Source organism: Nocardioides sp. (assembly GCF_035576065.1).
Classification (GTDB): domain Bacteria; phylum Actinomycetota; class Actinomycetes; order Propionibacteriales; family Nocardioidaceae; genus Nocardioides.
In genome coordinates, this window is record NZ_DATLWX010000015.1 from 84,016 (window position 1) to 96,864 (window position 12,849).

At 70.8% G+C, this 12,849-nt stretch carries 12 protein-coding genes; 10 read left to right on the plus strand and 2 right to left on the minus strand.

Annotation, left to right across the window (positions count from 1 at the left end):
• Positions 1-91: 91 nt before the first annotated feature.
• From VNJ48_RS08045 to VNJ48_RS08065, 5 genes are read left to right on the plus strand one after another with little or no spacing between them, the layout of a single operon-like run.
• Positions 92-748: a glycosyltransferase family 2 protein gene (locus VNJ48_RS08045; RefSeq protein WP_325600878.1), complete on the plus strand. Its 657-nt coding sequence runs from the start codon at positions 92-94 to the stop codon at positions 746-748.
• 5 nt (positions 749-753) lie between these two features.
• Positions 754-1,401 (plus strand): TIGR04282 family arsenosugar biosynthesis glycosyltransferase, encoded by a 648-nt coding sequence (locus tag VNJ48_RS08050; protein WP_325601341.1) that lies wholly within the window; start codon positions 754-756, stop codon positions 1,399-1,401.
• Positions 1,371-2,039, plus strand: coding sequence for a class I SAM-dependent methyltransferase (locus tag VNJ48_RS08055; RefSeq protein WP_325600880.1), 669 nt, complete (start codon positions 1,371-1,373; stop codon positions 2,037-2,039). Before VNJ48_RS08050 ends, VNJ48_RS08055 begins: the two co-directional genes overlap by 31 nt.
• Positions 2,036-3,196, plus strand: coding sequence for a molybdopterin-dependent oxidoreductase (locus VNJ48_RS08060; protein WP_325600882.1), 1,161 nt, complete (start codon positions 2,036-2,038; stop codon positions 3,194-3,196). The genes VNJ48_RS08055 and VNJ48_RS08060 overlap by 4 nt, the downstream gene beginning before the upstream one ends.
• Positions 3,193-3,621, plus strand: a complete 429-nt coding sequence (locus VNJ48_RS08065) for a hypothetical protein (protein WP_325600883.1) — start codon at positions 3,193-3,195, stop codon at positions 3,619-3,621. The genes VNJ48_RS08060 and VNJ48_RS08065 overlap by 4 nt, the downstream gene beginning before the upstream one ends.
• Positions 3,622-3,656: 35 nt before the next feature.
• Here VNJ48_RS08065 and VNJ48_RS08070 read toward each other — a convergent pair whose 3' ends face one another.
• Both VNJ48_RS08070 and VNJ48_RS08075 read right to left on the minus strand, forming a co-directional pair.
• On the minus strand, positions 3,657-5,342 hold the full coding sequence (locus tag VNJ48_RS08070) for an ATP-binding protein (protein ID WP_325600886.1): 1,686 nt from the start codon (positions 5,340-5,342) through the stop codon (positions 3,657-3,659).
• Between the two features lie 153 nt (positions 5,343-5,495).
• Positions 5,496-6,059 (minus strand): TetR/AcrR family transcriptional regulator, encoded by a 564-nt coding sequence (locus tag VNJ48_RS08075; RefSeq protein ID WP_325600888.1) that lies wholly within the window; start codon positions 6,057-6,059, stop codon positions 5,496-5,498.
• A 167-nt stretch (positions 6,060-6,226) separates the two neighbouring features.
• On the opposite strand from VNJ48_RS08075, the gene speB reads away from it, so the two are divergent.
• The 5 genes from speB to VNJ48_RS08100 are packed head-to-tail and all read left to right on the plus strand — an operon-like array spanning position 6,227 to position 12,843.
• A complete protein-coding gene (speB, locus tag VNJ48_RS08080; RefSeq protein ID WP_325600890.1) occupies positions 6,227-7,291 on the plus strand; it encodes an agmatinase in 1,065 nt (354 codons plus the stop codon).
• Entirely contained in the window at positions 7,288-8,643 is a 1,356-nt protein-coding gene (locus tag VNJ48_RS08085) for an NAD(P)/FAD-dependent oxidoreductase (protein ID WP_325600892.1), read from the plus strand. The genes speB and VNJ48_RS08085 overlap by 4 nt, the downstream gene beginning before the upstream one ends.
• 55 nt (positions 8,644-8,698) lie before the next feature.
• Entirely contained in the window at positions 8,699-10,042 is a 1,344-nt protein-coding gene (locus VNJ48_RS08090) for an NAD-dependent succinate-semialdehyde dehydrogenase (protein WP_325600894.1), read from the plus strand.
• Between the two features lie 42 nt (positions 10,043-10,084).
• The gene (gene gabT, locus VNJ48_RS08095) at positions 10,085-11,437 is read left to right on the plus strand and encodes a 4-aminobutyrate--2-oxoglutarate transaminase (RefSeq protein WP_325600896.1); all 1,353 of its coding nucleotides are present in this window, start codon (positions 10,085-10,087) and stop codon (positions 11,435-11,437) included.
• 8 nt (positions 11,438-11,445) lie between these two features.
• Positions 11,446-12,843 carry an NAD-dependent succinate-semialdehyde dehydrogenase gene (locus VNJ48_RS08100; RefSeq protein ID WP_325600898.1) on the plus strand — a complete coding sequence of 466 codons (1,398 nt, stop codon included), beginning with the start codon at positions 11,446-11,448 and terminating at the stop codon, positions 12,841-12,843.
• Positions 12,844-12,849 lie beyond the last annotated feature (6 nt).

A 12,849-nucleotide genomic window follows, 5' to 3' on the forward strand; every position in this document is an offset into this window, starting at 1 on the left:
GCACACCGGAGTCGGTGGAGACCGACCAGCGTCACAGGGTCGTAACATTTGGGGTGAGCCGCCCGGGCCCTTCGGTGGCTACGTTGCGAGGGTGCCCATCTGTGACCTTGTGCTCCCGTGCCGCGACGAAGGCCCCGCCCTCGCCTCGCTGCTGCCCCGCGTGCCCAGCGCCTTCTCGGTGATCGTGGTCGACAACGGCTCGCGGGACGACACCGCCGAGGTGGCTGCCCGTTTGGGCGCGCGGGTGGTGCGCGAGGACGTCCCCGGCTATGGCTCAGCGATCCACGCCGGGCTGCTGGCTGCGACCCGCGACTACGTCGCCTTCATGGACGGCGACGGCTCGTTCGACCCCGACGAGCTGTTGCCACTGCTGGCGGACGTGAGCAGTGGTCGCGCCGACATCGCGCTCGGCCGGCGACGCCCTGTCGCGCGCGGGGTGTGGCCGTGGCACGCTAGGGCGGGCAACGCGCTCATCGTCGCCTGGCTGCGGCGCCGCCTGCGGATGCAGGCCCATGACATCGCCCCCATGCGCGTGGTCCGCCGCCAGGACCTGCTCGATCTCGCGTTGGCAGACCGTCGCTTCGGATATCCGGTGGAGCTGCTCCAGGAAGTCACGCGGGCGGGCTGGCGCGTCAGCGAGCGAGACGTCGCCTACCACCCCCGCGCCGAGGGCACCCGCTCGAAGGTGTCCGGCTCCCTGATGGGGACACTGCGGACCGCACGCGACTTCTGGAAGGTGCTGTCGTGAGCGCGATGACCGTGCTCGTGATGGCGAAGGCCCCCGTCCCCGGCCTCGTCAAGACGAGACTGGCGGTCGACCTGGGCGATCAAGCCGCGGCCGAGCTGGCGGCCGCCGCACTGCTCGACACCATCGAAGCCACCCGCGCCTCCGGAGCAACGGGACTCCTCGCCCTGGCCGGTGACCTCACCGACGCCGTGGGGGGTGACCAGATCGCAGCGGCGCTCACCGGGTGGAGGGTGATGCCTCAGCGCGGACGGGGCTTCGCCGAGCGTCTGGTCGCCGCCCATGCGGACGCGGGGGAGGGCGTCGTCGTCCAGGTCGGGATGGACACCCCCCAGCTCACCGGTTCGATCCTGCGCGACGCAGCGGCCGCGCTGGTCGAGTGTGACGCCGTGCTGGGGCCGGCCCTGGACGGCGGGTGGTGGGTGCTCGCCCGACGTGACCCGCGCGTGGTCGAGGCGCTGGCTGGGGTCGCGATGTCGACCCCGACGACGGGGGAGGCCACAGCAGCAGCACTCGCTCGCGCTGGTCATCGAGTTTCCCGGACGGCTCTCCTGCGCGATGTCGACACCCTCGATGACGCCCGGGCCGTTGCTGCTCTCGCTCCCGACACCCGCTTCGCGCGTGCGTGGCGATCGACACCGGCAGCGACCCGATGACGGCCGAATCCTCGTTCAGCGACGTGTTCGCGCGGGCGCTGCTCGGCGAGCCGACGTCCGTGGTCGGGCTGGACGGCACACCGAGCCCGCTTCCCATGGCGTCCTGGCTGCGACCGGCAGACTCGGCCGACCACCGGATGCTGGCACTGTGCGAGGGGCCGACGATCGACATCGGCTGTGGTCCGGGCCGCATGACCGTGGCGTTGTCGGAGCTGGGACACCTGTCCCTGGGGATCGATGTCGTTCCCGAGGCGGTCGAGCTCACCCGACGACGCGGCGCGTCCGCCCTGCGACGAGACGTCTTCGATCGGCTGCCGAGCGAGGGCCGTTGGCAGTCCGCCCTGCTCGCCGACGGCAACGTCGGCATCGGCGGAGACCCGGTCGCACTGCTCGCCCGCGTCCGGGAGCTGCTCGATCCCCGTGGCCGGATGGTGGTCGAGCTCATGGGCCCCGGGGTCCGTTCCTCCTCCGGCTGGGGCACGCTCGAAGGTGCCGCCCACCGGAGCCGTCCGTTCCGCTGGGCGGTGGTCGGAGTCGACGACGTGCACACACTCGCCAGCTCGGCTGGACTCGTCGTCGACGCGGTTCATGACGTTGGCGGCCGCTGGGTCGCCGTACTCCGTGAGGACCCCACATGAGGATCCCCGGGCCCGAGGACTTCGGGTCCCGGCTGCGCAGCCCAGCCGTGGCTGCCCGGATCGGCGTGTGGCTCGGGGCCACCTTCGGGATCTGCTTCCTGACCGGACTCATCAGCCACTACGCCCAGCTGCCCTCGCACCCCCTGCCGTTCCCGACCTCGCCGAGCTGGGGATACCGCCTCACCCAGGGCCTGCACGTCACGAGCGGCACCGCCGCGGTCCCCCTGCTCCTCGTGAAGCTCTGGTCGGTCTACCCGCGGCTCTTCGAGCGGGTCGACGTCCGTGCGGGACGTCGGTTGCTCCTCACCGGCCTGGAGCGCGGCTCCATCGCGGTGCTGGTCGCCTCGGCCATCTTCCAGCTGGTCACCGGTGCCATGAATGCCGCCCAGTGGTATCCGTGGAGCTCCTTCTCCTTCCGCACCGTCCACTACGCCCTGGCGTGGGTGGCCATCGGCGCGCTGCTTCTCCACATCGCGGTCAAGCTCCCGGTCATCCGCGACGTCCTGACGCAGGACATCGACGAAACGGCCCACGACCGCCCCACCGCAGTGGAGCCCGCGTCGCTGTCTCGCCGGGGACTGGTGCGCACCGCAGTCGCCGCCGGCGGGGTGGCAGCACTCGCCACGGCCGGCAGCACCGTGCCACTGCTGCGCAGGGTCTCGGTGTTCGGTGTCCGCTCGGGGGATGGGCCGGGCGGGGTCCCCGTCAACAAGTCGGCCTTCGCCGCGGGCGTGGAGACGTCGGCCACCAGCCCGGACTACCTTCTTCGGATCGTCGTCGACGGCCAGGAGGTGGGGACCTTCACCCTCGCTGACCTGCGTGCGCTCCCGCAGCGGACCGAACAGCTGCCAATCGCGTGCGTCGAGGGCTGGAGCGCCAGTGCCAGCTGGGGCGGCGTGCGGGTGCGTGAGGTCCTGGCTGCCGCCGGCGTGGGGTCGGACCGGGACGTCGGGGTCGTCTCGCTCCAGGAGGCCGGTCCGTTCCGACGCACCATCCTGCCGCCCAACTTCGTCCGGGACGACCGCACTCTGCTGGCGCTCGACCTCAATGGCGAGCCCCTGGACCTCGACCACGGCTATCCCTGTCGCCTGATCGCCCCCAACCGTCCCGGCGTGCTCCAGACGAAGTGGGTCACTGCGCTCGAGGTGACCACATGACCGGCCGGTTCGCGCTCGGCGCGCTCGGCGCGCTCGTCATGGGGTACGGCGCAGTGCTGGCGCTCACGAGGCAGGACCTCGGCCAGCTGGCGGAGGTCACCGTGTGGCTCGCCGTCGGCGTCCTCGTCCACGACGGTCTGCTGAGCGCGGGACTGCTGGTTGCCGGCTACGCCGGGCGACGTCTCCTCCCCGCGGCGTGGCGTGCGCCCGCGGCAGTTGCCCTGGTGGTCTGGGGCACCCTGACGGTCGTCGCCATCCCGGTGCTAGGACGCTTCGGTGCGCGTGCCGACAACCCGACGCTGCTCGATCGCCCCTACCTCGCTTCGTGGCTGGTCCTGCTGTGCGTCACGGTCGCGGCAGTGGTGGTGGCGGGCACGATTCGGTCGAGGACGACCGATGGTCCGCCCGCCGGACCGGTGGAGTGACCCCGAGGCGCAAGCCCGTGTCGCCTTGCGGACCGCTACACCGCCAGCGAGACGGGCATGCGGATGCGGACCGTCGTTCCGACATCGCGCTGGGAGGTCACATCGATCTCGGCGCCGTGCGCCTCGACGATGCTGCGGACCACGGCCAGGCCCAACCCCGCTCCGGGCGTGGCCAGGGCCTGCGCCTCGCGGGTGCGGAAGAAGGGGTCGAACAGCTCGAGGTGCTCGTCCTCGCGGATCCCGACCCCCGTGTCCGCGACCTCGAACACGACGTCGTCGTCCTCGCGGACGATGGAGAACGTGATCGAGCCCCCGTCGGGGGTGAACTTGACCGAGTTGCTCAGCAGGTGGTGGATGGCCCGCTCGAGCTGGGCCACGTCGCCATACACGTTCGGGAGGTTGTCGGCGACGACCAGGTCGGCTTGGAGCCGGCGCCCGCGGAGCAGGGGCTGCAGCGACTTCCACGCGCGTATGCCGGGTGCCGTGGCATCGAGGACCGACCGCTCGAGAGCCGCAGGGCCCCGGGCCTCGAGGGTCGAGAGGTTCAAGAGGTCCTCCATGAGGTGCAGCAGCCGCTTGCCGTTGGTGTCCACCCGGTCGAGGAGCCGCGCTTGGTCGGAGGTGAGGTCGCCCGCGGCGCCATCGGTGAGCAGCTCGGTGAAGCCGAGGATGCTCGTCACGGGAGTGCGCAGCTCGTGGCTGGCAGTGGCGATGAAGTCGTGTCGTGCGCGGTCGAGCTCGAGGAGGCGGTCGACGGCGTCGGACTGCTTGACGATGACGTCGTGGAGTGCAGCCTGGGTCTGGTGGTGGGCCGTCACGTCGTTGCCGACCAGGACATATCCGTCCTTCTCACCGCGGGCGTCGTGCAGCACCGTCAGGCGGATGGACACGATCCGGCGTGCGCCAAGGTCGTTCTCGACGATCCACTCGCCCGGGCCGAGCTGCTCGAGCTGGGCGCCGAGGTCCGCAGCGTCACTGTCGGCGCTGTGAGCGGCGTCAACGGTCAGGCCGGGCGTGGCAGGCGCGGCGTGCCGGAAGAGCTTGGGAAGCTGGTGGAGCTTCCACGTGCCGACGAGCTCGCCTGCGCTGGCGCCGAGCAGGACTTCCGCGGCCTGGTTGACGACCGTGATGGTGCCATCGCGGTCCGCGGCGATGAAGCCGGTGTGGGTGGCACCGTTGATGGCCTGGTGGAGCCGCGCACTGGCCAGCTCCACCTCGCGGGTGCGCAGTCGTAGGGCGAGCTCGGTCTCGACGGCGCGGGCGAGATCGTGCAGCACGGCGAGCTGCTCGGGGGTCCAGTCGACCGCGGTGTGATCGAGGACGCAGAAGGCCCCGAGCACCTCGTTGTCAGGTCCGTGCAGAGGGAAGCCGGCGTAGGCCTGCAGGCCGTAGTCCCGCACGGAGGGGCTGGAGCTCAAGATCGGGTGAAGGTTGACGTCGGAGACGACGAGCGGGGCGTCGTGCATCACGATGTATTGGCAGATCGAGTGCGACAGGGGGGTCTCCCGCGTCTCCTTGACCTCGTCGGGAAGCCCGTAGGCGCCGGGATAGACCTGACGGAACTGTTCCACGAGCGACACGAGCCCGATGGAAGACCCGGTGAAGACCGCGGCCAGCTTGGCCAGGCGGTCCAGGGAGGGATCGCCGCCGGAGTTCAGCAGGCCCGTCTCCAGCAGCCGGCGGAGGCGTCGCGGGTCGCCGAGTCTGCCTTCGCTGTCCACGAAGGACAAAGGCTGATCCGAGTCCCCGGCCACCGTCCACCCCTTCACGAGTGTTTACCTCGTAAAGGACACCACGGATCCGCCTTCGTCGGGGACGAAGTGGCGATATCCGTGCGAAGCCACCTGGCGGCTCCGGCATCCGGTTGCGCCGACTCAGGCCAGGGGCTGGAGGGTGGCCCGGGTGTGCTCGACGACCGCGTCGCGCAGCGTCGTGCCGCCACCGTTGACGATCGAGATGGCGAACCCGTCCCACATGGCGCGCAGACGCTCGGAGACGGCATCGGCGTCGGTGATGCCCGTGAGCCACGCGCGCAGGAGGACCACCAGGTCGCGGTGCCAGCCCTCGTCGAGCTCGCGCTGGGCCGAGGCGAGCTCGGGGTCGTACGGCGCACGCGCCCACAGCTCCAGCCACAGCAGCCAGCGAGGGTCACGGTCGTCGAGGGGGAGGTAGACCTCGGCGAACGAGAGGACCGCCGCGAGGCTGCCCTCACCGGCGACCGCCTGCTCCACCAGTGGGGCACGTTGCACGGCGTACTGCTGCTCGCTCCAGCGCAGGGTCTCCAGCAGGAGACCGTCACGGGTGCCGAAGTAGTAGAGGAGATGACCGCCGCTGGTGCCGAGTCGTGCTGCGAGGGAAGCCATCGTGACTTTCCCGAGCCCTTGCTCGCCGATCATCGCCAGCGCGGCCTCGAGCACCTGTTCCCGCGGGCGGTCCATCCGTCGGTTGGGTCGTGCGCGTACCAACGTGACGACCCCCCTGACAGTTGTGACAGCAAAAGATCACATATCGGGGTTGACTGTAGCTGTGATCTCAGCCACCTTGGCTACTGTTTGTACAGCGTTCAAACCCGCATGACTGAGCAGACTACGAGGAGACCCGAGACATGGCTCGCTATGGCGCTCAGTACGGACCGGACATCACCTTCCTGGGGGTGGACAGGTGCGACTGGGCCGACCCCTCGACGTACGCCGGTGCCGACGTCGTCATCCTCGGCGCACCCTTCGACGGAGGCACCTCACACCGTCCGGGCACGCGGTTCGGCCCGCAGTTCATCCGGCAGACGTGCTACCTCGGTCATGACGGCTCCCGCCCCTCGCTGGCGATGCGCGTCGACCCCCTGCAGGACCTCAAGGTGCTGGATGCAGGGGACGTCGAGATGTTCTCCGGCGACGCGGAGCGGTCGGTGCGCGACCTCCAGGAGGCCGTGTACGCCGTCACGAGCGGCGGCGCGATCCCGCTCATCCTCGGCGGCGACCACACCATCGCCTGGCCCGACGCAGCCGGCGTCGCGCAGCACCACGGTGCCGGGCGGGTCTCGATGATCCACTTCGACGCGCACGCCGACACCGGCGACATCGAGTTCGGGTCGCTCGTCGGTCACGGCCAGCCGATGCGTCGTCTCATCGAGTCCGGTGCCCTGCGGGGGGACCGCTTCCTCCAGATGGGGCTGCGGGGCTACTGGCCCGGACCGGAGACGCTGGACTGGATGGCCGAACAAGGCATGCGCTCCTACGAGATGACCGAGATCGTGCACCGAGGGCTCGGCGTCTGTCTCGACGAGGCGTCTGTCATCGCCATGGACGACTGCGACGGGGTGTTCCTCTCCATCGACATCGACGTCTGCGACCCCGGGCACGCACCTGGGACGGGCACGCCCGAACCGGGCGGACTCACGGCCCGCGAGCTGCTCGACTCGGTGCGACGCCTCGCCTACGAGCTGCCGGTGGTCGGCATCGACGTCGTCGAGGTCTCGCCACCCTACGACCACGCGGAGATCACGTCGTTCCTCGCCAACCGCGTCGTCCTCGAGGCGCTCTCCGGGATCGCTCGCCGACGCCGCGACCAGCTCGACGGCAGCACCTGGGACCCGTCCCAGCCGCTCCTCGCGGGTCGGCCCACGTCCCCCGGGGCCACAGGTTCCACCGAGGCGACAGAAGAGGATCGATGACCCAGCACGACGTGATCGTCATCGGCGCCGGTGCGACCGGGCTGACCGCTGCCTGGCGCCTGCACCAGGCAGGCTCCGACGTCCTGGTCCTCGAGGCGCGCGACCGGGTCGGCGGGCGTCTGCGCACCGACGTGGTGACGACGGAGGGTGACCCTGCATCCTTCGAGGTCGGCGGGCAGTGGGTGTCTCCCGACCAGGACGCGCTGCTGGCGCTGCTCGACGAGCTGGGGATCGCGACCTACCCGCGCCATCGCGACGGTGCTTGCGTCTATGTCGGTCGAGACGGAGAGCCTCGCAGCTTCGACGCAGACCTACCGGTCTCCGCCGCCACCCGAGCCGCCATCGACCAGCTGGTCAAGGTCCTGGACACGCTGTCGGACGAGATGGACCCCGCCCGGCCCTGGGCGATGCCGGGAGCCGAGCGCCTCGACCAGGTCTCGTTCCGGGCGTGGCTGGAGGAGAACTGCGACGACGCCGAGGCGTGCGACAACGTCGCCCTCTTCGTCGGCCCCGCCATGCTCACCAAGCCCGCCCACTCCTTCTCCGCGCTCCAGGCCGTCCTGATGGCAGCCAGCGCAGGGGGCTTCAGCAACCTCGTGGACGCGGACTTCATCCTCGACCGTCGCGTCGTCGGGGGCCTCCAGTCGGTGCCGCTCGAGCTCGCCCGCCGACTCGGGGACCGGGTGCGCGTCGGACAGGACGTGACAGCCGTCGAGTGGACGGCCGACGGTGCAGTCGTGCACGTCGGGGGCGAGCGGCACGCGGCACGCCGAGTGCTGGTGGCGGTGCCACCGACCGTCGTACGCCGCATCCGGTTCGCCCCCGAGCTGCCGGCCGAGCACCGGATGGCCCGCGAGCACCAGTCCTTCGGACTCGTCATCAAGGTGCAGGCGATGTACGCGGAACCGTTCTGGCGCCAGGACGGGCTGAGCGGGACCGGCTTCGGTCCCTACCTCGACCTGCACGAGGTCTACGACAACACTCCGGAGGGAGAACCCCGGGGTGTGCTCGTCGGTTTCGTCTCCGACGTCAGGGCCGATGCGCTCGCGCGCCTCTCCGAGGACGAGCGACGCACCCGGATCCTCGAGTCGGTTGCGACGTACTTTGGTGCGCGGGCGCGTCATCCGCTGGCCTACATCGAGAGCGACTGGCACCACCAGGAGCTGACGGGCGGGGCCTACGGGACGAGCTTCGACCTGGGCGGCCTCACGCGCTACGGCCACGTGATGCGCGCTCCTGTCGGCCCCATCGAGTTCGGCAGCAGCGACGTCGCCGGGCTCGGCTTCCAGCACGTGGACGGTGCCGTGCGCGTCGGTGGCGAGCTGGCGGATGTCGTGCTGAGATCGACCTGACGACCTTTCCCTCATCGACACCACCCGAGCACCTGACAGACCGGAAGGACCTGCCATGACCGAGTACGCCGTGCTGAACCCCGCCACCGGAGAGCTGGTGCAGAGCTACCCGACCGCCACCGACGCCGATGTGACCGCTGCCGTCGAGAGCGCCGCTGGCGCCTACGACACGTGGGGGCGCACCTCGACGGTGGGGGAGCGGACAGCCCTGCTCACCCGGGTGGCCGAGCTGCACCGCGAGCGCAGCGACGAGCTCTCCGCGGCCATGGTCGAGGAGATGGGCAAGCCGCTGGGCGACGCCGAGGGGGAGGTCGACTTCGCAGCGAGCATCTACGACTACTACGCGGACAACGCCGAGCAGTTCCTCGCCGACGAGGAGCTGACCCTGTCCGAGGGTGAAGGGACAGCCGTCATCCGGCGTGCCCCGGTGGGCGTGCTGCTGGGCATCATGCCGTGGAACTTCCCCGCCTATCAGGTGGCGCGCTTCGCTGCGCCCAACCTCGCGACCGGCAACACCATCGTGCTCAAGCATGCGCCCCAGTGCCCGCGCTCGGCGGCGCTCCTGCAGCAGATCTTCCTGGATGCGGGCTTCCCCGAGGGGGCGTACGTCAACGTCTACGCCGCCAACGAGCAGGTGGAGTCGATCATCGCCGACCCGCGTGTCCAGGGCGTCTCTCTCACAGGCTCGGAGCGTGCTGGAGCGGCGGTCGCCGAGATCGCCGGACGCCACCTCAAGAAGGTCGTGCTCGAGCTCGGCGGCTCCGACCCCTTCCTCGTCCTGGGGGGCGCTGACCTCGGACCCGTCGTCGAGGCTGCCGTGGCGGCGCGGATGGAGAACACCGGCCAGGCCTGCAACGCGGGCAAGCGCTTCATCGTGGTCGACGACGTCTACGAGGCGTTCGTCGCTGGCTTCACCGACGCACTGCTCGGGGCGTCGCCGGGCTCGCCCCTCTCGTCCTCGGCCGCCGCCGACAACCTCTCGGGCCAGGTGGACTCGGCCGTCTCGGGTGGTGCGACGCTGGCATCGGCGGGGGAGCGCAACGGCGCGTTCTTCCCCACCGGCGTCCTCACCGGCGTGGAGAGTGACAACCCGGCCTACCGCCAGGAGCTGTTCGGCCCGGTCGCAATGGTGTTCCGCGCGGCCGACGAGGACGACGCCCTCCGGTTGGCCAACGACACGCCGTACGGCCTGGGCTCCTACGTCTTCACCGACGACCCCGAGCAGGCGCAGCGAGTGGCCGACCGGATCGACGCAGGCATGGTCTTCATCAACGGCGTCGGGCTCGATGCGGCGGAGCTGCCCTTCGGTGGCGTCAAGCGCTCTGGTTTCGGGCGTGAGCTCGGACGCTTCGGCATGGAGGAGTTCGTCAACAAGAAGCTGATCCGCACCGCTCGCTGACTCGCCGCACCCCGCCCACACCAGGAGAAGGACCGAATCCACATGACCGATCTGTCTGTCCGCGCCGACAACGGCGTCGACCAGCACCGACTGCTCGTCACCGAGCTCCCCGGCCCTCGGTCGCGCGAGCTCATGGCCCGCAAGGTCGCTGCCGTCGCTGCGGGCGTCGGCACCACGATGCCGGTGTTCGCGGCCAGGGCCGGCGGCGGAGTCGTCGTCGACGTCGACGGCAACCATCTCATCGACCTCGGCTCCGGGATCGCCGTCACGACGGTCGGTTCCAGCGCCCCGCGGGTGGTCGAGGCCGTGCAGCGGCAGGTGGCGGCGTTCACCCACACCTGCTTCATGGTCACGCCCTACGACGGCTACGTCGCGGTGGCCGAGGCGCTCAACCGACTCACCCCGGGCGATCACGAGAAGCGGACGGCATTGTTCAACTCGGGTGCCGAGGCGGTCGAGAACGCTGTCAAGATCGCTCGGGTCGCGACCGGCAGGGACGCGGTGGTCGTGTTCGACCACGCCTACCACGGGCGCACGAACCTGACGATGGCGATGACGGCGAAGTCCATGCCCTACAAGCACGGCTTCGGACCGTTCGCCCCCGAGGTCTACCGCGCGCCGGTGTCCTACCCCTTCCGCGACCACAAGGAGCTCGACGGCCAGCTGGCGGCCGCCCGGGCCATCGAGATCATCGAGAAGCAGGTGGGCGCCGCCAACCTGGCTGCCGTGGTGATCGAGCCGATCCAGGGTGAGGGCGGCTTCATCGAGCCGGCGCCCGGGTTCCTGCCCGCGCTCGTCGAGTGGTGCCGGTCCAACGGAGTCGTCTTCGTCGCCGACGAGGTCCAGACGGGGTTCGCCCGCACCGGAGACATGTTCGCCTGCGACCACGAGGGCGTGGTCCCGGACCTGATCGTCACTGCCAAGGGCATCGCCGGAGGCCTCCCGCTGTCAGCGGTCACCGGCCGCGTCGAGCTCATGGATGCCCCGCACGTGGGCGGGCTCGGCGGCACGTACGGCGGCAACCCGCTGGCCTGCGCCGCCGCCCTGGCTGCCATCGAGACCATCGAGGCCGACGGCCTCATCGAGCGCGCACGTCAGGTCGAGCGGCTGATGAAGGACCGTCTCCAGCGCCTCCAGGCCGACGACGACCGCATCGGTGACGTCCGTGGACGCGGCGCGATGCTCGCCGTCGAGCTCGTGGTGTCCGGCACGACGAACCCCGACCCCGACCTCACCAAGACCCTGGCGACGAAGGCACACCAGGCCGGGGTGATCGTGCTGACCTGCGGCACCCACGGCAACGTGCTGCGCTTCCTGCCTCCGCTGGCCATCGGTGACGACCTGCTCCACGAGGCCCTCGACGTCCTCGCCGAGATCCTGGCCAGCACCCGATGACGGGCGCAATGACGGGGACCGGGGCGACGTTCGAGGTCGTCGACCCGGCCACCCTGGCCGTGCTCGACGTCGTCCCCGACCACGGACCCGACGAGGCCCGCAGGGCGGTCGACGCCGCCTCGGCTGCGTTCAAGCCCTGGGCAGCCACGGCACCCCGGGCACGGTCCGAGGTCCTGACTCGCGCCCACGGTCTGCTGCTCCGCGACCGCGACCGGCTCGCAGCCCTGATCTCGGCCGAGAACGGCAAGTCCCTGACCGATGCCGCGGGCGAGGTGACCTATGCGGCCGAGTTCTTCCGGTGGTTCGCCGAGGAGGCTGTCCGGCCCGGAGGGGAGTACGGCGAGTCCCCGAACGGCGGCACCCGCACCATCGTGCGGCACGCTCCCGTGGGCGTCGCGGCGCTGGTGACGCCGTGGAACTTCCCGGCCGCCATGGCCACGCGCAAGATCGCCCCCGCGCTGGCCGCAGGCTGCACCGTCGTGCTGAAGCCGGCCGCCGAGACCCCGCTGACCGCCCTCGCAGTCGCCGAGCTCCTCACCGAGGCCGGTCTGCCCGACGGCGTGGTCAACGTCGTGACCACCACCGACGCCGCAGGCGTGGTCGGCGCCTGGCTCGACGACCCACGGGTCCGCAAGGTCTCGTTCACCGGCTCGACCGGGGTCGGGCGCGTGCTCCTGCGACACGCTGCCCAACGGGTCGTCAACGCCTCGATGGAGCTCGGGGGCAACGCGCCCTTCGTCGTCACCGAGGACGCCGACCTCGAGGCGGCCGTCGCCGGGGCGATGATCGCCAAGTTCCGCAACGGGGGACAGGCGTGCACCGCGGCCAACCGGTTCTTCGTCCACACCGCGGTGCTGGACGAGTTCGTCACGCGGTTCGGCGCGGAGGTCGAGAAGCTGAGCGTGGGCGCTGCGACCGACGGCTGCACGATCGGACCGCTGATCAGTGAGGCGGCGTGTGCTCGCGTGGAGCGGGCGGTCGCCGACGCCGAGGCCGACGGCGCCACGGTGACGCACCGGGCGGCCCTCCCGGACTCCGCGGCCGGCTACTTCGTCGCGCCGCGCGTCCTCGTGGGCGTCGCCCCGGACGCGGCGATCGTGGCCGAGGAGATCTTCGGCCCCATTGCTCCCATCATCGGCTGGGACGACGAAGCCGCGATGCTGGAGGCGGTGAACGGTTCGGAGTACGGCCTGGCCGCCTACGTCTTCGCCGGCGACCTGGGCCGTGCCCTGCGCCTCGGGGAGGCGATCGAATCGGGCATGGTCGGCATCAACCGCGGCCTCGTCTCCGACCCGTCGGCCCCGTTCGGGGGCATGAAGCAGAGTGGCCTCGGGCGTGAGGGCGCCCGTGACGGGCTGCGCGAGTTCCAGGAGACGCAGTACCTCAGCGTCGACTGGCCGGGGTGACCTGAC